This is a genomic window from Pseudonocardia sp. P-1, assembly GCF_058111925.1.
The window spans coordinates 4,687,672-4,709,655 of record NZ_CM176614.1 but is presented as its reverse complement, the minus strand read 5'-3'; the positions used below and the strand labels follow the sequence as shown (position 1 = coordinate 4,709,655).

General features: G+C 69.7%; 22 protein-coding genes and 3 pseudogenes. 6 read left to right on the top strand and 19 right to left on the bottom strand.

Going from position 1 to position 21,984, the window contains the following annotated elements:
- Positions 1-112 precede the first annotated feature (112 nt).
- The 4 genes from AC0GKK_RS23175 to AC0GKK_RS23160 form a co-directional block, all read right to left on the bottom strand.
- Entirely contained in the window at positions 113-376 is a 264-nt protein-coding gene (locus tag AC0GKK_RS23175; RefSeq protein ID WP_357440935.1) for a DUF5996 family protein, read from the bottom strand.
- Between the two features lie 7 nt (positions 377-383).
- Positions 384-479, bottom strand: coding sequence for a DUF5996 family protein (locus AC0GKK_RS23170; RefSeq protein WP_337819678.1), 96 nt, complete (start codon positions 477-479; stop codon positions 384-386).
- 285 nt (positions 480-764) lie between these two features.
- A complete protein-coding gene (locus AC0GKK_RS23165; protein ID WP_033200722.1) occupies positions 765-1,322 on the bottom strand; it encodes a TetR/AcrR family transcriptional regulator in 558 nt (185 codons plus the stop codon).
- Positions 1,323-1,388: 66 nt separating this feature from the next.
- Positions 1,389-2,084 (bottom strand): type 1 glutamine amidotransferase domain-containing protein, encoded by a 696-nt coding sequence (locus tag AC0GKK_RS23160; RefSeq protein ID WP_010243516.1) that lies wholly within the window; start codon positions 2,082-2,084, stop codon positions 1,389-1,391.
- Between the two features lie 153 nt (positions 2,085-2,237).
- Here AC0GKK_RS23160 and AC0GKK_RS23155 point away from each other — a divergent pair, with 153 nt between their 5' ends.
- Both AC0GKK_RS23155 and AC0GKK_RS23150 read left to right on the top strand, forming a co-directional pair.
- Positions 2,238-2,642: a hypothetical protein gene (locus AC0GKK_RS23155; protein ID WP_489882503.1), complete on the top strand. Its 405-nt coding sequence runs from the start codon at positions 2,238-2,240 to the stop codon at positions 2,640-2,642.
- Positions 2,643-2,692: 50 nt separating this feature from the next.
- Positions 2,693-4,207 carry an ISL3 family transposase gene (locus AC0GKK_RS23150; RefSeq protein ID WP_489882502.1) on the top strand — a complete coding sequence of 505 codons (1,515 nt, stop codon included), beginning with the start codon at positions 2,693-2,695 and terminating at the stop codon, positions 4,205-4,207.
- Between the two features lie 61 nt (positions 4,208-4,268).
- Here the strand turns inward: AC0GKK_RS23150 and AC0GKK_RS23145 are convergent.
- Both AC0GKK_RS23145 and AC0GKK_RS23140 read right to left on the bottom strand, forming a co-directional pair.
- Positions 4,269-5,655 (bottom strand): annotated as a pseudogene (locus AC0GKK_RS23145) (IS256 family transposase).
- A 24-nt stretch (positions 5,656-5,679) separates the two neighbouring features.
- Positions 5,680-5,874, bottom strand: coding sequence for a hypothetical protein (locus AC0GKK_RS23140; RefSeq protein ID WP_405415997.1), 195 nt, complete (start codon positions 5,872-5,874; stop codon positions 5,680-5,682).
- 134 nt (positions 5,875-6,008) lie between these two features.
- Between AC0GKK_RS23140 and AC0GKK_RS23135 the strand changes: the two genes are divergently transcribed.
- Positions 6,009-6,149 (top strand): hypothetical protein, encoded by a 141-nt coding sequence (locus AC0GKK_RS23135; protein WP_357440943.1) that lies wholly within the window; start codon positions 6,009-6,011, stop codon positions 6,147-6,149.
- 36 nt (positions 6,150-6,185) lie between these two features.
- On the opposite strand, the gene AC0GKK_RS23130 is transcribed toward AC0GKK_RS23135, so the two are convergent.
- From AC0GKK_RS23130 to AC0GKK_RS23090, 9 genes are read right to left on the bottom strand one after another with little or no spacing between them, the layout of a single operon-like run.
- Positions 6,186-7,754 carry a 4-hydroxyphenylacetate 3-hydroxylase N-terminal domain-containing protein gene (locus AC0GKK_RS23130; RefSeq protein WP_357440946.1) on the bottom strand — a complete coding sequence of 523 codons (1,569 nt, stop codon included), beginning with the start codon at positions 7,752-7,754 and terminating at the stop codon, positions 6,186-6,188.
- Positions 7,751-8,539 carry a citryl-CoA lyase gene (locus tag AC0GKK_RS23125; protein WP_357440948.1) on the bottom strand — a complete coding sequence of 263 codons (789 nt, stop codon included), beginning with the start codon at positions 8,537-8,539 and terminating at the stop codon, positions 7,751-7,753. Before AC0GKK_RS23125 ends, AC0GKK_RS23130 begins: the two co-directional genes overlap by 4 nt.
- Positions 8,536-10,071 (bottom strand): AMP-binding protein, encoded by a 1,536-nt coding sequence (locus tag AC0GKK_RS23120; RefSeq protein WP_476652143.1) that lies wholly within the window; start codon positions 10,069-10,071, stop codon positions 8,536-8,538. The genes AC0GKK_RS23125 and AC0GKK_RS23120 overlap by 4 nt, the downstream gene beginning before the upstream one ends.
- 24 nt (positions 10,072-10,095) lie before the next feature.
- Positions 10,096-10,887, bottom strand: coding sequence for a 3-oxoadipate enol-lactonase (gene pcaD, locus AC0GKK_RS23115; RefSeq protein WP_405415987.1), 792 nt, complete (start codon positions 10,885-10,887; stop codon positions 10,096-10,098).
- A complete protein-coding gene (locus AC0GKK_RS23110; protein WP_489882501.1) occupies positions 10,884-11,984 on the bottom strand; it encodes a mandelate racemase/muconate lactonizing enzyme family protein in 1,101 nt (366 codons plus the stop codon). The genes pcaD and AC0GKK_RS23110 overlap by 4 nt, the downstream gene beginning before the upstream one ends.
- An 11-nt stretch (positions 11,985-11,995) precedes the next feature.
- A complete protein-coding gene (locus AC0GKK_RS23105) occupies positions 11,996-12,808 on the bottom strand; it encodes a dioxygenase family protein (protein WP_379674577.1) in 813 nt (270 codons plus the stop codon).
- A 21-nt stretch (positions 12,809-12,829) separates the two neighbouring features.
- Positions 12,830-13,108 (bottom strand): muconolactone Delta-isomerase, encoded by a 279-nt coding sequence (catC, locus tag AC0GKK_RS23100; RefSeq protein WP_357440963.1) that lies wholly within the window; start codon positions 13,106-13,108, stop codon positions 12,830-12,832.
- Positions 13,109-13,112: 4 nt separating this feature from the next.
- Positions 13,113-14,678 (bottom strand): 4-hydroxyphenylacetate 3-hydroxylase N-terminal domain-containing protein, encoded by a 1,566-nt coding sequence (locus tag AC0GKK_RS23095; RefSeq protein WP_357440964.1) that lies wholly within the window; start codon positions 14,676-14,678, stop codon positions 13,113-13,115.
- An 18-nt stretch (positions 14,679-14,696) separates the two neighbouring features.
- Positions 14,697-15,287: a flavin reductase family protein gene (locus AC0GKK_RS23090; protein ID WP_357440967.1), complete on the bottom strand. Its 591-nt coding sequence runs from the start codon at positions 15,285-15,287 to the stop codon at positions 14,697-14,699.
- A gap of 355 nt (positions 15,288-15,642) precedes the next feature.
- Between AC0GKK_RS23090 and AC0GKK_RS23085 the strand changes: the two are divergent.
- Positions 15,643-16,379: pseudogene (locus AC0GKK_RS23085) on the top strand (IS5 family transposase).
- A 21-nt stretch (positions 16,380-16,400) separates the two neighbouring features.
- On the opposite strand, the gene AC0GKK_RS23080 reads toward AC0GKK_RS23085, so the two are convergent.
- Positions 16,401-17,405: an AraC family transcriptional regulator gene (locus AC0GKK_RS23080; RefSeq protein WP_357440970.1), complete on the bottom strand. Its 1,005-nt coding sequence runs from the start codon at positions 17,403-17,405 to the stop codon at positions 16,401-16,403.
- Positions 17,406-17,540: 135 nt separating this feature from the next.
- Between AC0GKK_RS23080 and AC0GKK_RS23075 the strand changes: the two genes are divergently transcribed.
- Both AC0GKK_RS23075 and AC0GKK_RS23070 read left to right on the top strand, forming a co-directional pair.
- Positions 17,541-18,278: a GntR family transcriptional regulator gene (locus AC0GKK_RS23075; RefSeq protein ID WP_379674575.1), complete on the top strand. Its 738-nt coding sequence runs from the start codon at positions 17,541-17,543 to the stop codon at positions 18,276-18,278.
- Between the two features lie 191 nt (positions 18,279-18,469).
- Positions 18,470-19,268, top strand: a pseudogene (locus AC0GKK_RS23070) (transposase family protein).
- Here the strand turns inward: AC0GKK_RS23070 and AC0GKK_RS23065 are convergent.
- The 3 genes from AC0GKK_RS23065 to AC0GKK_RS23055 all read right to left on the bottom strand — a co-directional run bounded on the left by AC0GKK_RS23065 (position 19,269) and on the right by AC0GKK_RS23055 (position 21,905).
- Positions 19,269-19,475, bottom strand: coding sequence for a hypothetical protein (locus AC0GKK_RS23065; protein WP_489882500.1), 207 nt, complete (start codon positions 19,473-19,475; stop codon positions 19,269-19,271).
- 22 nt (positions 19,476-19,497) lie between these two features.
- Positions 19,498-20,019, bottom strand: a complete 522-nt coding sequence (locus AC0GKK_RS23060) for a GntR family transcriptional regulator (RefSeq protein ID WP_357439285.1) — start codon at positions 20,017-20,019, stop codon at positions 19,498-19,500.
- A gap of 65 nt (positions 20,020-20,084) precedes the next feature.
- Positions 20,085-21,905, bottom strand: coding sequence for a tyrosine-type recombinase/integrase (locus tag AC0GKK_RS23055; protein ID WP_379674636.1), 1,821 nt, complete (start codon positions 21,903-21,905; stop codon positions 20,085-20,087).
- Positions 21,906-21,984 lie beyond the last annotated feature (79 nt).

Genomic DNA, 21,984 nt, shown 5'->3' with positions numbered 1-21,984 from the left:
TGGTGGGACGTGTTGATCTAGTCAATCGCCCGTCTACCAGGAGCTTCACCCATTCGAGGCCACGACACGCCGCAGTCCGCTGACCAGCACGTCCACCGAGGTTGGCAAAGGCTCAGTGCCCGAGGTTCGCCGCGGCCTCGTACGTGGCGTGCAGGAACTCGCTGACGGCACGGTCCGGGTCGGCGGCGGCCCGGGCGGCCTCGTAGGGGAACAGGAACTGCTGGAACTCGGTGCTGTAGTGGGCGCCGTCCGGTCCGGCCGGCTGCTCGGCGAACCCGTCGGGTGCCGGGTCCGCGTAGGCGTAGAAGGCGCCCTCGTCGCCGCCGCCGGGCCAGAACCCGCAGCTGCTCAGCTCGCGGGAGTAGCCCTCGACCATGACCCAGTCAACCGCAGTTCGGGGCGCCGCCGGGGTGCGGCGGTGCCGGGCGCCCAGAGAACCGGGTGCAGGCCAGGTCCATCCCGCCCCAGAAGAAGTGCACCGGGCTGACCTTGACGACGAAGCAGAGCCGGACCTCGCCTGGGACAGCTGCTCGTGCAGGAACTCAGAGGGGTCGATACTGGAGGGTGCGGTCATCGCGTGGAACTCCTGAAGCACTGTGGAAGGTCTCCAGAAGATCACGCGGTGGCCGCCCTACACGTCGACACCACAGCCCTCAACAGGACCGGGTCGCACACCACTTTGGTGGACACCACTGACCGACGGTCAGTGCGCCGACCGTCTGCGCCACCCCCACCGGTCGTGCCGACGAGCGGCGACGCGAGCCTCAGGCCGGCTCATCGGAGGTGGCCAGTCCAGCCGTGAGCAGATCGACAGCGGTCGGCAGCAGTCGGACGTTGTCCGGGGTCGACTCCAGGCCGGTCACCAGCGCAGTGCAGATCGCGGCGGCGTCCTCGGGCGCCGTTCCGGAAGGACTCGCCTCAGCGAACAGACTCGTCAGGAGCTCACCGACGCGGCCGGTGAAATTGATGCAGATGTCGCCGTAGAGCCGTGCTTTCGCATCCAGCAGTTCGGCGGTGTGCGGAGAGTCGCCTGCCAGCTCGAGCACCAGGTCGAGCTTGACCTGCAGCACTGACCGCACTCGCTCCTGCCATGGTGCGTCGGACTCCGCCGCGGCGGAGGCTCGTTCCGTCGCCTGCAGGTGCAGGCGCGCGGCGAGCCGCCGCACGGCGTCGTCCTTGTTGCGGACATATTGGTAGACCGCTGACCGCGACATCCCCGCTTCTCGGGCGATGTCATCCATCGTCGTGCGCCGCACACCATGCCGCGTGAGACACGCGTAGGTGGCATCCAGGACGTGGTCGAGGCGGGGTGCGCTCGTCATGTCAGCCCGGTCCAGCCCTCTCCTGTCGGTGCATCGGTGGGTCGACACCTCAGCGGAGCACCGTCATCAGGGCAGCGCCTTGAGGAGCTCCTCTGCCAACGGGGCGGACGAAGCAGGGTTCTGGCCCGTGTACAGGTTACGGTCGACGACGATGTGCGGAGCCCACGGCTCGCCTTCGTCGTACTTCGCACCGAGGCTCACAACCTCGTCCTGGACCAGCCACGGCGCCTTCTCCGCCAAACCGACCTGCCGCTCCTCCTCGTTGGAGAACGCGGACACGCGGTAGCCCGCGAACGGTGTCGTCCCGTCGTCGGCGACGGTCGCGCGCAGGGCCGCCGGTGCGTGGCAGACGATACCGAGCGGCTTGCCGGATCCCAGCGCGTCGATCAGCAGCTTTCCTGAGTCCCTGTCGAAGGCCAGGTCCTCCAGCGGGCCGTGTCCACCAGGGTAGTACACGGCGGCGTAGTCTGAGAGCTGCACCTCCCCCAGGTCGATCGTCCTCCGGAGCTCCTCAGCTCCGTCGATCACCGCGGCCTGCTCCTTCGCGGCGTCCTCACCACCGGCCATGTCCGGAGTCAGACTGACCGCGTCGACGGTCGGCGCGATCGCACCCGGAGTGGCGACAACGATCTCGTGTCCGGCATCCCTGAACGCCGAGTAGGGAGCCACGAACTCCTCGGCCCAGTAGCCGGTCGGGTGCCTGGTTCCGTCGTTGAGCGTCCAGTACGTCGCACCGGTCATCACGAACAAGATCTTGGCCATCCGAGCTTCTCTCCTACTTCGGCGTGTGTCAGACATTCTGACGTTTTGTGCTTCTTTTGTCAGTTCGACTGAGCAAAAGTTACGCTCGGTACCCGCGGCTGTCAACCGCGCCCGGCTCTCCCTGAGCACCTGGCGGCCGGCAGCGCGCCGCGGGTGGCGCGCTTCCATCGGGGCCGGGACGTCACCGACTGGCCCGACGAGATGGGCTACTACCGGATGCCGGTCACCGAGCACCCGCGCCGCGAGGCCGTCCGCGCCCAGGCGAACCACTACGTCACCGGCCGCGACGGCGGCCGCGACATCGACCTGCGCCGGTTCGCCACCGAGGGGATGCGGCTCTACGGTCCGCTCGCCGACCACGCAGGCGGCACCCTGCGTTTCCGCCATGGCCTGGCGGACGCGCTCGACCACGCCGACCAGGTCAGCGAGTCCATCAAGGACACCATCGACGCGCACATCGAGCGCCAGGGCATCGATGCGCCGCCGGGGAGGGGACTGTCAAGTTTCCGGCTCTGGCACAGATGCGGTGGTGGCCGCGGGCGCGTCACGTCCGGGTGACGCGCTCGGCTCTGTGATCATCTCGCTGGTGCGGTCGTGATCTTGAGAGCGTGTTGTTCCCCGGGTTGTCGTCCCTGGTCGTCGAGGATGTCGTCGCCACCGGTTCTGTCTTACGGATCACCGCACGCAGCGCTATGTCCTCGGCGCCGTGCCCGCGATGCGGCACCGAGTCACGCCGGGTGCACGCCTGGCACCTGCGCCGACTGGCCGACCTTCCGGTCGGAGGACGCCCGGCTGTGATGGATCTGCGGGTCCGCCGGCTGCTCTGCACCGACGTGGAGTGCCCGCAGCGGACCTTCCGCGAGCAGATCCCTGCCCTGGCCAGCCGATACGCCCGCCGCACCCTACGGCTGGCGGCCACGATCGGGCAGGTCGCGATCACGCTGGCCGGACGAGCTGGTGCCGCCCTGCTGGCCACGCTCGGCGTGACGGTCTCCCGGTCGAGTCTGCTGCGCGCGCTGATGGCGCTCCCGCTACCGACCCTGCCGGTGCCCTCGGTGCTCAGCGTCGACGATGTCGCCCTGCGCCGCGGGCGCCGCTACATGACCATGGTGATCGATCCGATCACCCACCGCCGGATCGACGTTCTCCCCGACCGGCGAGCCGCGACCCTCTCGGCGTGGCTACGCGACCGGCCGGGGATCACGGCAGTATGCCGGGACGGGTCGGCCAGCTACGCCGAAGCGATCACCGCCGGCGCACCGGAGGCGGTGCAGGTCAGCGACCGGTGGCACCTGTGGCACGGCCTCGGATGCGCAGTGGAGAAGGTCGTGATCGCCCACACCGCGTGCTGGCTACCCGCTGCGGCCGGCGCGACAAGCACACTGCGGGAGCCGGCGCTCGCGCAACGGACACGGGCCCGCCACGCCGCGGTCCACGCCCTGCTCGATCAGGGCGTGGGGCTACTCGAGTGCTCGCGACGGCTGGGCTGGTCGCTCAACACGATCAAGCGCTACGCCCGCGCCGCGCGGGCCGAGGAGCTGATCCGGCCACCCCGCTACGGGACCACCCTCGTCGACCCGCACCGCGATCACCTACGACGTCGGCTGGCCGCGAACCCGAACGTGGCGACCACCCAGCTGTTGGCCGAGATCCGCGAGCGCGGCTACACCGGCAGCGCGAACCTGCTGGTCCGCTACCTCAACCAGGGCCGGGCCCGCACCGAGCGGCCGGTGCCCGCGCCACGCCGGCTGGTCTCGTGGATCATGACCCGGCCCGCTGACCTGTCCGACGATGACCGCACCCACCTCGACGACCTGCTCGCGGCATGCCCGCAGCTCACCGCGCTGGTCGAGCACGTCCGTGGCTTCGCGAACCTGCTCACCCAGCGGCGCGGCGCCGAGGTGCGCCCTTGGATGACCGCAGTCGAAAGCAGCGACCTGACACCGTTGCACGCGTTCGTGCGCGGCCTGCGCAAGGACCTGCCGGCCGTCCTGGCGGGCTTGACCCTGCCCTACAGCAACGGCCCGATCGAAGGAGCGAACACAAAGGTCAAGCTCCTCAAGCGGCAGATGTATGGCCGGGCCGGGTTCCCGCTGCTCCGGCAGCGGATCCTGCTCAGCTGACTCGGCTCACCACCCAATCTGCGCCAGAGCCAAGTTTCCGGTGTAACTGAGGTTGGTCGGGTTACGTGCGTCCGGCGGACAGGCGTCCGTCGAAGGCGATGTCGAAGGCGTTCAGGGCGGGCTTCCAGCGGATCGACCACCGGTGCTGCCCGGTGCCGGTGGGGTCGAGACTCATGATCGCCATGTAGACGCACTTGAGCGCGGCGGCCTCGTTCGGGAAGTGCCCGCGGGCCTTGACCGCCCGCCGGATCCGGGCGTTCACGCTCTCGATCGCGTTCGTCGTGCAGATGATCTTGCGGATCTCGACGTCGAACCCCAGGAACGGCACGAACTCGGCCCAGGCGTTCTCCCAGAGCCGCACGATCGCCGGATACCGCTCACCCCAGGCCTCGCAGAACTCCAGGAACCGCTCGGTCGCCGCAGCCTCGGTGGGTGCGGTGTAGACCGGTCGCAGGGCCTTGGCGATCGCGTCGTAGTGCTGGCGGCCGGCGTAGCGGAAGCTGTTGCGCAGCAGGTGCACCACGCAGGTCTGGGTGATAGTGGCGGGCCAGACCGCGCCGATCGCATCCGGCAGCCCCGCCAGGCCGTCACAGACAACCATGAGCACGTCACCGACGCCGCGGTTACGGATCTCGGTGAGTACGTGCAGCCAGTACTTCGCGCCCTCGCCGCCGCTGCAGGGGGTCCCCGGCCCAGAGCCCGAGGATCTCCCGGCGGCCCTCACAGGTCACCGCGAGCGCGACATAGATGGGCCGGTTCGCGACCTTCCCGTCGCGGATCTTGACGTGGATCGCGTCGATGAAGATCACCGGGTAGTCCGCCCGGGACGGAGTCCAATGGTCGTCGTGAGGATTCGCGACGACCATTGGACTCCGTCCCGGGTCGAGTGGCCGGTTCTGCCACTCGACCATCGCCTCGATGACCTTGTCGGTGATCGTCGAGATCGTCTGCCGGGACACCTGGGCGCCGTAGACCTCGGCCAGGTGAGCCTGGACCTCCCCGGTGGTCAGGCCCTTCGCCGACAGCGACAGCACGAGCTCGTCGACCCCGGACATGCGGCGCTGCCGCTTGGCGACGATCTTCGGGGTGAACGAGCCGTCCCGGTCCCGGGGCACATCGAGCTCGACCGGCCCGGCCTCGGTCAGCACGGTCTTCGACCGGTGACCGTTGCGAGAGTTCCCGCCGTCACGGCCGGCCGGGTCGTGGGACTCGTAGCCGAGGTGATCGGTGATCTCACCTTCCAGAGCGGATTCCAGGACCCGCTTGGTCAGCTGCGCGAGCAGACCATTCTCCCCGGTCAGCTCCAGCCCGTTCGCCCGTGCCCGGCCGGCGAGCTGGGCGATCAGCTGCTCATCGACAGGGTCCAGCCCGGCTGGGCCTGCACCCTCGGCCGGGCCGTCGGTTACCGCGTCGAGGTCAACCACCGGCTCGTCTGCCAGGTCTGTCATCGGGTCCACACTCCTTGATCGGAGTTACACCGATGTTCTTACAGTCCCCGCGAAGATCTCCTCGATCACCGCGATCCGCTTCCGCGGGCTGCCGCCGTAGGTGAGCGTGAGGTGGTGGAAGCCTGCCTCGTGGTAGCGGTGCAGCAGGTCGGCGACGTAGGACGGCGGGCCCGCGATCGTGCCCGTCGAGCATGGTTCCCCGTCCACATCGGACTGCATGACCAGTGGTAGCGCTGCGCGAGCAGGGCGTAGAACGCGGGGATGTGCGCGCCGTAGGGGAACTCGTAGTCCAGGCTGTGCGCGCCCATCGAGGCGTAGTTCGCGGTCGCGGCCGCATCTTCAACTACTCCTGGGTGTGGCTGAAACCAGACGGCCTCCTGAACTCCGACGACATCGCCGATCAGCTCGCCGACATCGCGCTGCGCGGCCAGTTGGTCAGGGACACCGAGCCCGCGGAGCCCGTCGGCAGCAACGCCACAGCGCTCCTCCGGTAGGGCTCCGCGGGATGTCCGGTCCCCGCGCCGATCGTGTCAATGTGGGGTGATCGTGCTCAACGGCCCGGGATTGAACAGGTGGTCGCCGGTCCATCCGTCGAGGTCGTACTCCCCCAGGCACGTGTCGACGAAGCTCATGAGCTCGTCGGTGGTGCCCTGTGCCTCCGCGCCGCGCAAAAGGTGGATGCGGGTGTCATCCTGGTTGCCGGCGTAGTTGCGCTCGTAGAGCTCGTGCCGTCCACCGAACTCGGTGCCCATTGCGTCCCACAGCAGCTTCATCAGCTTCACGCGGTCGAGCGCCTCCACCCCGTTCGACCCGCGCAGGAAGCGGTCGAGAAGGGGGCGGACCTGGTCGCTCTTCCAGTCCTCGGCGTGCGAGTTCACGTAGATGAGCCCGCTGGCCACGTGGTTCTCGATGATGTCCTTGATCCGCGGGTAGGCCACCGGCGCGAGCACCCGGTACGCGGCGCCCTGGTCATTGTTGGGCAGCACTGCGTCACCGACCCACGGGATCGGGTTCCGCGCCATCGCCTCGGTCAGGCCCCAGAAGACGTTGCGCCAGGCGAGGATCTCGCCGACGTGGGCCTGCACGCCGCGGTACTGGTTCGTGCCGGCGATCTCGACGGCCTTGAGCACGCAGCCCGCGATGAAGTCGAGCTTGACGCACAACCGGGTCAGCCCGTGGAAGGTCAACCGCGGGAGCCAGCCGGAGCGCGGTGTGAAGCCGTTGACCTTGTCGGCGTCCCCGTAGGCGAAGACGTTCTCCCATGGGATCTGTACCCGGTCGAGGATCATGATCCCGTCGTTCTCGTCGAAACGACTGGAGAGCGGGTAGTCGAAGGGGCTGCCGGCCACCGTGGCCTGGTACTCGTAGGAAGCCCGGGACACCAGCTTCACCCCGGGAGCATCCATCGGGAGCATGAAGATGACCGCGAACTCCTTCTTGTTCAACGGCATCCCGTAGTGGCCGATGAAGTTGTAGTGCGTCAGCGCCGACCCGGTGGCCACGCACTTCGCGCCGGACACCACGAGGCCGTTGTCGTTCTCCTCCTCGACGTGCACGAACACGTCCCGCAGCGCGTCCGGCCCGAGGTGGCGGTCCACCGGCGGGTTGGCCAGGGCGTGGTTGAGGAACAGCACCCGCTCCTGGCTGTCGCGGTACCAGCGCCGGGCATTCTCCTGGTAGGGGTCGAAGAACTCGGTATTGCCGCCGAGGCAGCCGAGGAACGAGGCCTTGTAGTCCGGGCTCCGTCCCATCCACCCGTAGGACAGGCGCTGCCAGGCCGCGATCGCGTCGCGGCCTGCGACCAGGTCGTCCGCGGAGTGCGGCACAGTGAAGAACTTGTGGGTGAAGCCGCCGTTGCCAGTATCGGTGGGCCCGGTGATCACCCCCGGTCCGCCGGGTGCGGCGTCGGCGTGCAGCGCGTCGTACATCTGGGCGATCGACTGGGCCGTGTTGCGGAACGCCGGGTGCGTCGTGACGTCGTCGACGCGCCGGCCGTAGATGTAGACCTCGCGCCCGTCCCGCAGGCTCTCGAGGTACTCCTCACCGGTGAACGGGACCCGCACGCTCGTCCCGGTGGGCGTGGATGCCGTGGTCGTCATGCGTCCTCCTGAAGTCGTGCGGTGGGCTCGATGTACTCGGCGTCGCGGTCCACCGCGTCGTAGAGACGGCGGCCGAGGGGATCGCGCATCTCCTCCGCGATGTGACCCAGCAGACCGGCCGACCGGGCGACGAGGGCGACGCCGCGGACCAGGTTCGCCGGGATGCCGAGATCCGCGAGCGCGGCACCGCAGACACCGGCCCCGTTGGTCGGCAGCTGCTTGCCCAGGATCTGGGGATGCAGCCGCTCGATCGCGGCGAGCAGCGCCAGGTGCGACCCGCTCACCCCTTCCTCCTCCGCGATCCGGTGCAGCACCGGGGTACGCGGGTCGTTCTCCTTGTGCACCGGGTGCCCGAGCCCGGGGACGGGCAGGCCGGCTGCTGCCCGGTCACCGACCAAGGTGCGGGCGACGGCGTCGAGATCGGCGCCGGGCCCGGCGGCGGCGAGGCCGCCGCCGAGGAACGCAGCCACGTCCTCGGTGACACCGAGGAACCGCGACCCGCCGCCGAGCAGGCCCGCGGCCATCGCCCCCTGCACGGACTCCGGTGCGCTGTGCAGGGTCAGCCGCGCCGCCAGCACCGTCGGAGTGAAGCCGTGGTCGGCCAGTGCCACCAGCACCGCGTTGAACAGCCGTCCCTCACCGGGGGTCGGGCGGCGCAGGGTGACCAGCCAGAACGCAAGGTCGCTGAAGGCCACGGACCCCATCAGGTCCTCGGTGAGGTCGTGCCCGAGCAACCGGATGCGATCCCGGTCGGATGTGCCGATGCTGGTGCGGTACGAGGTCATGTGCTGGCTCCTGATCGGCGGAGTGGGGCGAGGTCCAGTTCACCGGGACCGCCCGGGCCGGGGAGTTCACGGATCACCACCCGTCCCGTCGGGGTCCGAGGCAATTCCTCGAGGAAGTGCCAGAACCGCGGCACCTTGAACGAGGCGAGGCGGGTGGCGACGGTGTCGCGCAAGGCTTCGGCGCTGGCCGTCGCGCCGGGGCCGAGCACGACGTAGGCCTTGACCTCTTCCTCGGCCAGCCCCGCGGGCACTCCGACGACGACGCACTCGGCGACGTCCGGGTGCGCGCGCACCGCGTCCTCCACCTCGGCCGGGGCGAGGTTCTCGCCGCGGCGGCGGATCACGTCCTTCTTGCGGGCGACGAAGGTGTAGGTGCCGTCGGTACCCGCGGTGACGAGGTCCCCGGTGTGCAGCCAGCCGTCGCGGAGCGCGGCGGCGGTCTCCGCCGGCATGTCGTAGTAGCCCGGCGTCACGGTGGGGTTGCGCAGCAGCAGCTCCCCGGGCGTCCCCGGCGGCACGTCGTCGCCGTCGTCGTCGACCACGCGAGCCTGGTTGACGACCCCGAGGTCCGGGTGCTGGCGCAGCCCGCCGAGCGTCCCGAACGGCCGCGTCCCGGGCAGCCAGATCAGCCCGTACACGCTCTCGGACATGCCGTAGCCGCACACCAGCCGGAGCCCGAAACGCCGCTCGAACGCGCGATGCCGCTCCGCCGGCGGCGAGGGCGCGGTGTAGGCGGTGCGCAGCGGGGTTTCCGCGTCTCCCGCGTTCTCGGGCTGCTCGTCGAGCATTTCCAGCATGGCGCCGACGGCGTTGAACGAGGTCGCACCGTGCCGACGGGCCGCGTCGAGGAACCCGGAGGCGGAGAACCGTGGGAGCAGGATCAGCCCGGCGCCGCAGGCCAGCGAGCCCATCGTGGAGTAGGCGAGCGCGTTGGTGTGAAACAGCGGCAGCGCCGTCATGAGCCGCTCGTCGTCGCCGAGCTCCATCCACGCCGGGAAGCCCTCTCCGGACATCACGTGCGCGCGGTGGGTCTGCATCACGAGCTTGGACCGGCCTGTCGTGCCCGACGTCGGGATCATGAGGGCGACGTCGTCTTCGCCCACTGGCACCGCGGGCGCCTCCGGGGGGTACGGGCCCGCGACCAGCTCGTCCACGTGAACCAGCCACGGTGGTGGCCCCTGCTCGCCGAGTGCACGCGACACGGAGTCGCGCAGGCCGGCGTCGGTGACGACCGCCCGCAGCCGTCCACCCGCGGCGAGCTGCCCGAGCAGGCCGTGCAGTTCGGTCTCGGCGCTGCGGGGGTTGAGCGGCACGGCGATCCCGCCGATCGCGGTGACCCCCAGGATCGCGAGCAGGTGATCCGGCTCGTTACGGGGCGTGAGCGCCACGATGTCGCCGCGGCCGACACCCAGGTTCCGCAGCCGACGGCCGACCGCGCCGACCATCTCGGCGGCCGCGACGAACGAGCGCGTCCCGTCATCGGTGATCAGCCACGGTCGGTCGCCGTACGCATCGGCGGCCCGTGCGAGCAAGGCCGGGATCGTGCGGAGCATCGTTCAGCCCGACCGGGTGCCGGACCGGGCCGCGGCGAGGTGTTCGGCGATCGCGGGGTTTGCAATCTCCGGCTTCTCCGCGTTGAGCAGATGCGACGCCCCTGGCACGATCCGAAACCGCGCCCCCGGGATGCCGTCGGCGATCTCGCGGCACATGTCCGGCGGGGTGGCCGGGTCCTCCTCCCCTGCGATCACGAGCGTGGGCACCGCGATGTCGCGCAGGCGGTCCCGCACGTCGTAGGCGCCGATCGCCTCGCAGCACCCGGCGTAGCCCTCGGCCGGAGTGCTACGCAGCATCGCAAGCAGCCGCTGCGCCTCGGCCGGCTCCCGTTCGGCGAACTCGGCCGTGAACCACGCGCCGGTCCGCGACGGCACGAGGAACTCGGTGCCCTCCGCACGCACCTTCGCCGCGCGCACCGGCCACCCCTCGGGGTCGGCAAAGCGGGCCGCGGACGCGCAGATGATCAGGCCGTCCATCCTGTCGCCGTGGTGGATCCCCAGCCACTGCCCGATCGCCCCGCCGATCGAGACCCCGCAGTAGCTGAAGCGGTGCACTGCGAGCGAGTCGAGCAGGGCGATGACGTCCTCAGCCAGGGCGCCGATCGTGTACGGGCCGGGCGGTACCTCCGAGCCGCCGTGGCCGCGCAGGTCGAACCGGATCACCCGGTACTCGCCGGACAGTGCCGCCACCTGCGCGTCGAACAGCCCGAGGTCGGTGCCCAGCGAGGGGCCGAACACGAGGGCCGGCGCGTCCTCAGGTCCGTGCAGGTCGTGGTGCAGTCGCGCGGTGCTCATTTGTCCACCCGGTAGTGCGCGAGCTTGTCCTCGTCGATCTCGATCCCGACGCCGGGCCGGTCGAGTACGGCCATCTTGCCGTCGGCGATGACCAGCGGTTCGGCGAGGATGTCATCGGTGAGCTGCAGGAAGTAGTCCAGCTCCCCGGCGCGCTCGGACGTGCTCTTGAACGCCGCGCCGAAGGCCAACGTGCCCAGCGTGCCGACCATGCCGTCCATCTGGCTGCCCATAGCCAGGCCCACGCCGAGCCCCTCGCACATCCCCACGATGCGCTCCGACTCCGAGAATCCGGTCCGCGCGGTCTTGATGCTGATCATCTGGGAGTGGTCGTCGAGGATCTGGGTGGCGATGTCGCCCATCCGCGTCACGCTCTCGTCGCCGAGGATCGGGATCGAGGTGCGCGCGGCCAGCCGGCGCCGCCCGAGCGGCTCCAGTGCCGGGGTTGGTTCCTCGAGCATCGAGATACCTGCCTCCTCCATCACCGGTAGCAGCGCGATCGCCTGATCGGCGCTCCAGCCCTTGTTGGAGTCGATGTAGAGCTCGACGTCGTCGCCGAGCGCCGCCCGCAGGGTTCGGACGGCGGCGGCGTCGACCTTCGGGTCCCTCCCGGTCTTGATCTTGAACGTGCCGAACCCGTAGCGCTCCCGCATCTCGTTCGCCTCGTCGACCATCCCCTCCGGCGAGCTGGCAAACAGGATGTGCACCACCGACATCGCGTCGGCGTAACCTCCGAGGAGCCGGTGCACCGGCTGCCCGAGTGCTTGCCCGATCACGTCCCATACGGCCATGTCCACGGCACCGCGGGCTGTGTGGTTGTGCACCAGCCAGCTCATCCGGTCCCGCGCGACTTCCCGGGCCAGCGGGTCGAGCCCGACCATCGCCGGGGAGAACCATTCGTCGATCGCAGTGACGATCGACTGCTGCGACTCCCCGTAGGTGAACGGGCGGGCCGGCGCCTCCGCCTGCCCGACCAGGCCGTCATCGGTGCGCACCCGCACCAGGACGTGGTCGGCGGCGGAGATGCTGGCGTGTGCGAACCCGGTGGGGTTGCGGAGTGGGATGCTGAACGGGACGGCTTCAATCGAAGCGATCTTCACGGACGATCCTTTCAGGACTTCGCGAGCCGGAACGCGTGCGATGCCGAAAAATACGGGCCGTCGAGGTTCCGGGCCGCCAGGTCACCGGGGTCGCTGTGCTTCTCCAGCGTCAGCACCAGCCCGGGCTTGACCGCGCCGGCGACATCGGAGTCGAGGTAGGGGTCCTCGGACAGGTAGAGCTGGCAGGTCAAGGACTTGTGGCCCGGTGCGGTGACGATGGCGTGCAGGTGCGCCGGCCGGTAGGCGTGCCAGCCCGCAGCCGCGAGCATCGCCCCGGTCGGGCCCGTCTTCGGGATCTCGTAGGGCACCGGAATGATCGTGCGGACCTCGAAGTGGCCGTTCTCGTCGACTGTGAACCGCCCGCGCAGGTTGCCCGACGGGGGGAGCTCGCGGTCGTCCGGGTACGGGATGTCGGAGTAGGTCCCGTAGTGGTCGCTGTGCCACATGTCGATCTGTGCGCCGGCCAGCGGGGTGCCGTCAGCGGAGGCGACCGTGCCGGAGAACAGCAGGGTCTCGCCCGGCTCGTCTTCCCGCATCGGCATCACGTACGGCTTTTCGAGCTGCGTGGCTCCGGGGATGAAGTACGGGCCCTCGATCGCGCCGTCACTGGCGTCGCTGGTCGCCGCCTCCACCTGCTCCACGGTGGCCTCGAAGAAAACGTCGGCGAACAGCGGCCACTCACCGGCCTCGCCGAGGTCGATGGCGTACTGCTTGGCCGCGTTATACTCGTCGTAGGTGACCCGCTGATCCACGATCGTCGCGCGGATGGCATCCATGAGCGCCGCGACGACCGTCGCGACGCGTTCCTGGCTGGTGGTGGTCATGGTTCGTCCTTCGGGTCCGGATCAGGCCAGCGACGACGGGTGCGTGGCCAGCGGGGTGATGGTGATGTCCATGAACGCGAACATCGGCAGCGACGAGATCAGCTCGTGCACCTCGTCGACCGACTCGACGTCGAAGACGCTGACGTTCGCGTAGCGTCCGGCGACCCGCCAGAGATGTGGCCAGCGACCGGAGCGCTGGATCTCCTGTGCCCGTTCGCGTTCGGCGTCCTTGACCTTCGCCAGGTCTGCGGGGTCGACGTCGTGCGGGACCGAGACCTCCATCTGCGCGAGGAACAACATGGGCTCAGACCCCCCGACCGCGGAAGTACGACACGTCATCGGGATTGATCAGGTCGGGCACGGTCCAGCCGCTGAGGTCGTACTCGGACATGCAGCGGTCGACCATCGCCTTGTAGCCGTCGACCTGCCCACTTGCGGTCTGGCCCCACAGCGTCTCGAGCCGGACGTTCTCGTGGTTGCCCGAGTAGTTGCGCTCGTAGAGCTCGTGGCGCCCGCCGAACTCGGTGCCCATCGCGTCCCAGATCAGCTTCATGACCTTGATCCGGTCCTCGCCGGTGCGCCCGTTCGAGCCGCGGACGTACTTGTCCAGGAAGGGCCGCATCTCGGGGTTCAGCCAGTCCACGGCGTTGGAGTTCTGGTAGATCAGCGCGCTCCCGAGGTCCTGCTCGAAGATCTCCTTCGCCCGCGGGTAGGCGATCGTCGACATCTGCCGATAGGCCCCCGCCGAGTCGATGTTGGGCAGCATCGTCCCGTCCGACCACGGTGTCGGGTTGTGCACCATAGAGTCCACGCAGGCCCAGAACAGGTTGCGGTAGTTCAGCAGCTCACCGACCCGGGTCTGTACGCCGCGGAAGTCCCCGGCGCCGGTCATCTCCAGGCCCTTGAGCAGCAGCCCGCACAGGAAGTCGAACTTCACCGCGAGCCGCACGCAGCCATGCAGCATCGCCCGGAACACGAACCCGGAGCCTGCGAAGAAGTTGTTCGCCTTCTCCACTTCGTAGCAGAAGACGTTCTCCCACGGGACGAACACGTCGTCGAACATGATGATCGCGTCGTTCTCGTCCAACCGGCTGGTGAGCGGGTAGTCGAACGGGCTCCCGACGGCGGCCGCGGTGAACTCGTAGGACGGGCGGCAGTACAGCTTCAGACCGGGGGCGTTCATCGGCACGATGAAGATCGCGCTCATGTTTTTGGTGCGCACCGGCTGATAGCTGCCGATGAAGTTGTAGTGCGTGAACGCCGATCCCGTGGCAACTACCTTGGCGCCGCTGACGTAGATGCCGGCGTCGGTCTCCTTGGTGACGTGGACGTAGACGTCCTTGACCTCGTCGGCAGCCTTGTTCCGGTCGATCGGCGGGTTGACGATCGCGTGGTTGAAGTAGAGGCACTGCTCCTGCGCGGTCGCGTACCACTTGCGCGCGTTGTCCTCGAACGGTGCGTAGAACTCGGTGTTCGACCCCAGCGTGGACAGGAAGCTCGCCTTGTAGTCGGGGCTGCGGCCCATCCACCCCCAGTTCTCCCTGGCCATCCCGGCGATGGCGTCGGCGGAGGCCTTCAGGTCCTCGACGGTGTACGGCGCCTTGAAGAACGGGTGGGTGAACCCGCCGCTGCCGGTGTCGGTGGGCGCGATCAGGCCCTCGTTCTTCTCCGGGTCGTGCAGGGCGTCGTAGAACCGGGCCACCATCCGGGCGCTGTTGCGGAAGCCCGGGTGCGTGGTCACGTCCTTCACCCGCTCGCCGTAGATCCACACCTCCCGGCCGTCGCGAATGGACTCCAGGTACTCGCTGCCGGTGAGGGGGCGCGTCGTCGTCCCACCCGCCGGGTGGGGCGTCATCGTCTCTGCGGACATGTCGGTCGCCTTTCTTCCTCAGGTGCAGGGCCGGTGCGTGCGCGACCGGTCCGCGAAGTCGCGGGAGAACGTCAATTGGTGGGTCTCGCCGAACCAGCCCGGGTCCGGCACGAAGGTGGGTTCGAGAACGGCATCGGGGAAGCCACCGACGGCCCGGAAACGACCGCCGTAGAACAGCAGGGGTTCCTCGCCGGGCAGGTCGAGATCCTCGACCTCACCCAGGAGGAGGACGTGATCGCCGCCGTCGTGCGCCTGCCACGGGGTGCACGCGAACCAGGCCGAGGAGCCCGTCAGCCGCGGGGCGGCCGGGTCGGCATCGGCATCCCAGGGGACGATCAGCTCCCCGTCCGGCTTGCCGGCGAAGTTGAGCGCCAGGTCGCACTGGGTCGCCGCCAGGACGTTCACCACGAACGGTCGCCCGGGCAGCGCCTCGCTCGCCCGGCTGCGCCGGTCGAGTGAGACCAGGATCAGCGGCGGATCCAGGGACACGGCGGTGAAGGCGTTGACCGTCACCCCGTAGCGATCGCCGTCGACTCCGTAGGTGACGACCGTGACGCCGGTCGCGAAGTGCCCGAGCGCGGTGCGGAGGGCGCGGCTGTCGATGGGCATGTCGGTCGACCTCCACGGTCCGGTGCAAGTCCGTATGACCCGCATCACGAACGAAGCTAGGAGGGCACACGGCGGTGGTCGATCCGCTCGACGCGGCCGTTGTCCGCGTCGCGCAGCAATCTCAGAACGCATTTTGCAACTCGGAGTGGTGGCCGTGGTGATCACGGTTTGGAGTAGCGGCGGCGCGTCCGCGGCGATCATGTAGCGGGCTCCTGGTAGTCGGGCGGTTCCTACACCAAGCCGTCCACCAGGAGCCCGCGTGTCATCCTCGCCGACCTGTTCGTGTGTGTCATGCCCTGCCCACTCGAACGAGGCAGTCCGGTCGTCGGCCTGCGTGTTCTACCCAACCTCGTCGATGACCGATGCGCAGTGGGCGTTGATCGAGCCCTGCTGCCCCCGGCGGGCAACACCGCAGGCCGGGGCGGGCGACCCGAGAAGCACCCGCGCCGGCTGGTCCTCGACGCGATCTTCTACCTGGTCACCGGGGGTATTGCCTGGGCGGCACTGCCGCACGACTTCCCGCCGCACCAGACCGTGTACGGGCTGTTCCGGCGCTGGGTCCGCGTCTACGAGGGCCGTGATCCGGCGCCGACTGCGGCGATCATCGACTCCGCCTCGGTTCGTGGCGCCGACACCGTACCCACTCGCTCGCGCGGTTACGACGCCGGTAAGAAGGTCAACGGCCGCAAACGCCACATCGCCGTGGACACCGGCGGGCTGCTGCTAGCGGTCGTGATCACTGTCGCCGGTATCCAGGACCGCGACGGCGCGCACCGGCTGCTCACCGCGTTGCGGACCCGCTTCTCCACGGTCGGCCACATCTGGGCCGACGGCGGCTACGCCGGTCGCCTGGTGCGCTGGGCCCACGCCGTGCTCGCCTTCGGTGTCGAAGTCGTCAAACGCACCGATGACCTGGCCGGGTTCCAGGTCCTGCCCCGCCGGTGGGTCGTCGAGCGGACCTTCGCCTGGATCAGCAAACGTCGCCGCTGCGTACGCGACTACGAGACCCTGCCCGAACATCACGAGGCGATGGTCCATCTATCGATGATCATGACCATGTCCCGGCGACTCGCTCGCACCGGCGACTGGTAACCCGAGAATCAAAATGCGCTCTCAGACTGCGCCGAGGGCGAGCGTCTGTGAGGGGGTCTGCCCGTACTTGCGCCGGTAGTCGGCGGCGAAGCGGCCCAGGTGCAGGAAGCCCCAGCGGTGGGCGACGTTGGCCACCGGACCGTGGCCGTCGACGAGGTCCCGGTGCGCGTTGACCAATCGCACGTCGCGGAGGTACGCCATCGGCGGCAGCCCGACGTGCACGGCGAACCCGTCCTGCAGGCTCCGCACGCTCACGCCCGCGAGCTCGGCGAGTCCTGCCAGCGTGTGCGGATCGCCCGGCGCGGCGTGGATCGCCTCCACCGCACGCCGGATGGTCCGCGGCCGGGCCGGCGGGCGCGGGCGGTGCACCTCGTCGGAGTGTTCGTGCTCCGCTAGCATGAGCAGGCCGGTGCTGACCGCCCGGCTGAACTGCGCGGCGACGGCGGGCTCGAGGAGCAAACCTGGCCCGGCGTCGAGTTCGTCGACGAGCGTGCGTACCAGCCGCATCCAGCTCCGACCGGCCGCCGAGGTCATCGACAGCGCCGGGCGGAACCAGATCGGCGAGCGCACCGGCCGTCCGAGCATGGCCTCCAGCTCGCCCTCCAGCACCCGACGGTCGAACTTCACCCCGTACTGGGCGCAGCCCGCGCGCCACCGGTGGATCACAGTCCTGCCGGTCGGAGTATAGATCGCGCCCTGCTCCGGCGTCGACCTGACGGAGCAGGTGCCGCAGGCCGCGTCGACCCATCCGCGCACCGGGATACTGAAGTGGTAGCTGTCGGCGAGCTCACCGAAGTCCAGGCTGACGTCGGCTCCCGCGTACTCGAGCACTCCGACGGTCAGCGTCCCGCACTCCGCCGAGCGCAGCGACATCGTGAAGTCGCGCGCCGGGCCCAGGGGGGAGAGCCGGTGGGTGAAGAACTCCAGGCCCACCGCCCCCCGGGCCTCGTCGATTTCCGACGTGCGGTACGACGCGACGCGGTCAGGCGCACGGCTCGCCGTCGCGCCCGTCTGGATCTGCGCCACGCTGCGCTCCCTCGGTCGACGCGCCTATTTGTACGGCCAAAGTTCGCACATGGTCCAGCGCGCAGCCCACAACCGTCAACCCCGGCCGATACCGCGGGAATCCCGGGCCACCGGAGATGGCACGATCACCGGGTCATGGCAACCACCGGCGTTGCGTACCGGGTGCTGGCCCGCGACCTGCGCACAGCGATCTTCGACGGGCGCTATCCCGACGGGACGGCGCTGCCCACCGAGGCGGTGCTCGCGCGGCAGTACGGGGTCAGCCGGCAGACCGTGCGCCGCGCGTTCCACGATCTTGTCGCCGAAGGCATGGTCACCAGGGTCCGGGGCCGGGGCACGTTCGCCGCGCGGCGGGACGGGGCGTACCTCCAGCAGTTCGGGTCCATCGAGGACCTGATGGGCATGGCAGCGGGCACCACCCGGGAGATACTGCAGCCGCTGCACCGGCGCATCGACATCGACGTCGCTGCACGGCTCGAAATCGACGGCGACGCCGTGTTCACCTTCGAGGTCCTGCGCCGGCACCGCGGTGCGCCGCTCTGCGTGACTGCGGTGCACCTGACGCCGGAGGTCGGCGTCCGGCTGGACGGCGTGCCCGAGCTGTGCGATCCCGCGTCAACCAGCAACGCCACCGCGATCGGGCTGCTCGACAAGCACCTGCGGCTGCCGATCGCCGAGGCCGAGCAGTCCATCACCGCCGCAGCGGCCACCGCGGGCACCGCCGGGCACCTGGGCTGCACACCCGGTGATCCACTCCTGCGGATCGACCGGCTCTACCGCACCACCGAGCACATCCCCGTCGAGCTCGCCACGAGCCACTTCCTGCCGTCCCAGTACAGCTACCGGGTCAAACTGCGCCGCACCCTGCGTTGACCCTGCGAGGGAGGCACCCGCTGCTCGTCAGCACGCAAGGCCAACTCGATGGATCTGGCCCACATTGAGCCTTTGCCAACCTCGGTGGACGTGCTGGTCAGCGGACTGCGGCGTGTCGTGGCCTCGAATGGGTGAAGCTCCTGGTAGACGGGCGATTGACTAGATCAACACGTCCCACCAGGAGCTTCAAGGTGTTGTCCTACCCGTCTGGGATGACCGTGTCCAGCCGCGCGCTCAACCTGCTCGCCGATCTCCTGCGCGGACACCGCGCCGCCCGTGGAACCCGGTGGCGCAAGCTCGCCGCCGGCCGCCAGGCGCTGCTGGTGGTCGCGCACCTGCGCAAGAACGACACCTACGCCGAGTTGGCCTGCGGGTTCGGGGTCGGCACCTCCACGGTCTACCGCTACATCCAGGAGGGGATCGAGCTGCTCGCCGCGAAGGCCCCCACCCTGGAACAAGCCATCGAGGTCGCGAAACGGAAGGCGTTCGTGATCCTCGACGGCACCCTGTTGCGCATCGACCGGGTCGGGATGGCATCGGGCTACGACCGGGCGTTCTACTCTGGAAAGCACAAAGCCCACGGACTGAACGTGCAGGTCATCGCGGACCCGGTCGGCCGCCTGGTGTGGATCTCCCCGCCGATGCCGGGCGCGCGGCACGACATGGGCGCAGCCCGCGAGCACGGGATCATCGACGCCCTGGCCGAGCATGAGATCCCCCGCCGCGGCCGACACCGCCTACCAAGGCGCCGGTCCTACGGTCGCCGTGCCGCAGCGGCGTCGACGTAAGGACCCCGACACCGGCCGATTCCGGAAGCTGTCGCGACACCAGAAGGACGTGAACACCGCCCACGCCCACCGTCGCGGACCGGGCGAGCGGGTCAACGCCGAGCTGAAGAACTGGCGAGTCCTGCGCAAGATCCGGTCCAGCCCGAACACCGCCGACAGGCTCATCGCCGCAGTTCAGACCCTCATGATCGCCAGCGCGTGATCAGGTTGGCAAAGGCTCATTGCAGCTGTCGTCGTCCAGAACGACCGTCATAGCAGCCGCGGGAAGCGTGACAGTGTGGTGCTCGAAGCGCTCGCCCGATGGCTGGGAGATGTCAGCTAAGCCGACAGTGACCCACTCGTTGTCGTAGATCACGCGCTCGCCGTGCACATGCCAGACGTCCGGCGAGACGCCCTCCGGGCTCGTCATAGAGCGACCGTAGCGCTACGACTCAGGACTCGGCCGATCGCACGAAGGCACCGACTCCGTGGCGCACGACGACGACCCCGGAGTCCGCGAGCACCTTGAACGCCCGCCGCGCCGTGTTCCGGGAGACGCCGTACTGCTCCATCACCGTCGCCTCGCTCGGCAGCGGCGCGTCAGGCGCCAGCGTTCCGGCGCGGATCTGCTCGGCGAGGTCTGCGGCGATGCGGCCGTAAGCCGTGGTCCGGTCCGCTCCGTCGCCTCCGGCGACCCGGCGGCCAACGCCCGGGACGACCTCGACCACGCCTTCATCCACGAGAACCGCGAGGGCGGCGCGCGCTGTCCCGCGAGCTACGTCGTACTGCTCGCAGAGCTGCGCCTCGGAGGGCAGGAGCGAGCCGGGCACCAAGGCGCCGTCGCGAATGCGATGGCGGAGATCCTCCGCGATGCGGTGGGAGGTCCCACGAGGGGCCACGACGACGACTCTCCACAGCTCGGCGACAATTCCGCCGAGGGTATCGGCCGCGGGCCCCAGAGCCGTGGAAGACACCGCGCCAGCGGACTTGATCCGGGCCCCGGGCGGCTGTTCCGATCAGAGGTTCAGGGCAAGGTGGTCTACCAGCGGAAGACCATTGGAGGCTGGTTCGGGGACGCGAGTGGAACGACCTCGATCTCGTAGTCCCCGATCCACGCGTCTCCGCCACCCGTGACCTCCGGGTCCTCCATCCGCGCGATACCGAGCAGATGGGCCCGGAAGGTCCCTGGGTCGATGAGACTGCCCGTCACGACCCGGGCTGGGTACCGACGTCCGCCCGGCCCCCGGACGACGACGGTGAAGTAGCTCGCGGCCTGCTCGGCCGCGGGCGCCGGACGTGCAGGCTCCCGCTCCGCGGGCTCCAACAAAGCCGTCTCGACCGGGCGATCCACAACGACCGACGGCGCGACGACCGTCGGCCGCTCCCCCGCCGCCCCGACGAGAACACCCCACTCCCGCAGAAGCTCGAACGCACGGTGCACAGTGCTCGGCGCGAGCCCCTGCTCGGCTGCCAGCACCTTGACCCCCGGCAGGTGCCCACCCTCCGGCACGACCCCGGACTGAATCCGCTCCAGCAGCTCGACCGCCAGCCGCTCCCGAGCCGACCGCGGATCCCGCCGAACCCGCTCCATCTCCGACCCAGGACCCGCCGGCCGCTCCGGCATCCGCGACCCGAGCCCGGTTGCCGCCCGCTGGTCCGCCTCCGACACCCACGCTGCGTAGACCCGCAGCGTCGTCACCCCACCCCCGGAGTGCCCGAGCCGCCCCGCAACCGTCCGCACGTCCACCCCGGCCGCGATCAGCTCCGTCGCCGAGTAGTGCCGCAGGTTGTGCAGGTGCGTGCTCAACCCCAGCCGCGCCGCCATCCGCGAGTACCGCTGCGTCACCGACCCCGGCACCAGGCTCGCCGACCCGTCCGGCGCCAGGGAGAACACGAACGCCTCCGGCCGCAGCTCGACCCCGAGCGCCCGGGCCCGCTCTTCACACCGCTCCCGGTGGTCGCGCAGCACCTCGACCGTCTCCGCGTCCAGCGCGAGCCGACGCTGCTGGTGGGTCTTGGTGTCCTTCTCCTGCAACGCCCGCCCGTCCTGGGCGATCGCCCGACGGATCGTCAACGTGCCGGATTCCAGGTCGACGTTCGACCAGCGCAGCGCGCACAGCTCGCCCCGGCGGGCGCCGGTGGTCATGAACAGCCAGACCAGCGCGCCCCAGTCCAGGTCCCGCCACGCCTCGTTCAGCAGCCGCGCGGCCTCCGCCGCGGACGGCGGCTGCGGGTCCGGCGGCGGCTTCGCGGGAGGCGAGACGAACTCGACCGGGTTGACAGACACCCAGCGCCACCGCACCCCGCGCGAGTACGCCCCGTTCAGCACGAAGTGGATGTGCCGGATCGTGGCCGGCGCCAGCGGCCGGCAGCGGTGTGGACGGCACCGGTCGTCGCACTCGTGATCGCGGGACGTCCGGTGGTCGACGCGCTTCGCCGACCCCGAGCAGTGGTCGCGACACCGACGCAGCTCGGCGTAGAGCGAGTCGAGGGCCTCGGCACCGACGGCGCCGGCCGTCGTCCGACCGAGAAACGGGCGGACGTGCAGCTCCAGGTAACGGGTGTAGGCGCGGTGTGTGGTCGCGCCGACGTCGAGGGTCTCCAGGTACCGGTCGAGCAGCTGATCCAGCGTCGCGCTCGTCCGGGGGCTGCGCTGCTCGTCGACGGCGTTGAGAAGCCGCGTCCGCGCGGCCTCGGCGCGGGCCTCCTGACGCGGACCGGGCTCGATGACCTCGACGAGGGTGTTCCGCTTCCCCGACACCGGGTCCTGGCCGCCGTACACGCGGACACGCAGGGCGCCGCTCGGGAGCCTGTCGATCGTTCCGCGCTGCCTCCGGCGACCGGCCTTCGCCCGTGTCATGGGCCGAGGATACGAGCCCTTCGTGTCACGAACCGTGTCACGCGGACCGATTACTGATCTTGTCGGGAGCGAAGTCCCT

Excerpts from the sequence above, each read along its gene's own strand:
- AC0GKK_RS23125 (WP_357440948.1), bottom strand. The coding sequence starts at position 8,539 with ATGACCTCGTACCGCACCAGCATCGGCACATCCGACCGGGATCGCATC.
- AC0GKK_RS23095 (WP_357440964.1), bottom strand. The coding sequence starts at position 14,678 with ATGTCCGCAGAGACGATGACGCCCCACCCGGCGGGTGGGACGACGACG.
- AC0GKK_RS23055 (WP_379674636.1), bottom strand. The coding sequence starts at position 21,905 with ATGACACGGGCGAAGGCCGGTCGCCGGAGGCAGCGCGGAACGATCGAC.
- AC0GKK_RS23165 (WP_033200722.1), bottom strand. The coding sequence starts at position 1,322 with ATGACGAGCGCACCCCGCCTCGACCACGTCCTGGATGCCACCTACGCG.
- AC0GKK_RS23140 (WP_405415997.1), bottom strand. The coding sequence starts at position 5,874 with ATGCAGTCCGATGTGGACGGGGAACCATGCTCGACGGGCACGATCGCG.
- AC0GKK_RS23090 (WP_357440967.1), bottom strand. The coding sequence starts at position 15,287 with ATGCCCATCGACAGCCGCGCCCTCCGCACCGCGCTCGGGCACTTCGCG.
- AC0GKK_RS23065 (WP_489882500.1), bottom strand. The coding sequence starts at position 19,475 with ATGACGAGCCCGGAGGGCGTCTCGCCGGACGTCTGGCATGTGCACGGC.
- pcaD (WP_405415987.1), bottom strand. The coding sequence starts at position 10,887 with ATGAGCACCGCGCGACTGCACCACGACCTGCACGGACCTGAGGACGCG.
- AC0GKK_RS23175 (WP_357440935.1), bottom strand. The coding sequence starts at position 376 with ATGGTCGAGGGCTACTCCCGCGAGCTGAGCAGCTGCGGGTTCTGGCCC.
- AC0GKK_RS23105 (WP_379674577.1), bottom strand. The coding sequence starts at position 12,808 with ATGACCACCACCAGCCAGGAACGCGTCGCGACGGTCGTCGCGGCGCTC.
- AC0GKK_RS23075 (WP_379674575.1), top strand. The coding sequence starts at position 17,541 with ATGGCAACCACCGGCGTTGCGTACCGGGTGCTGGCCCGCGACCTGCGC.
- AC0GKK_RS23160 (WP_010243516.1), bottom strand. The coding sequence starts at position 2,084 with ATGGCCAAGATCTTGTTCGTGATGACCGGTGCGACGTACTGGACGCTC.
- AC0GKK_RS23130 (WP_357440946.1), bottom strand. The coding sequence starts at position 7,754 with ATGACGACCACGGCATCCACGCCCACCGGGACGAGCGTGCGGGTCCCG.
- catC (WP_357440963.1), bottom strand. The coding sequence starts at position 13,108 with ATGTTGTTCCTCGCGCAGATGGAGGTCTCGGTCCCGCACGACGTCGAC.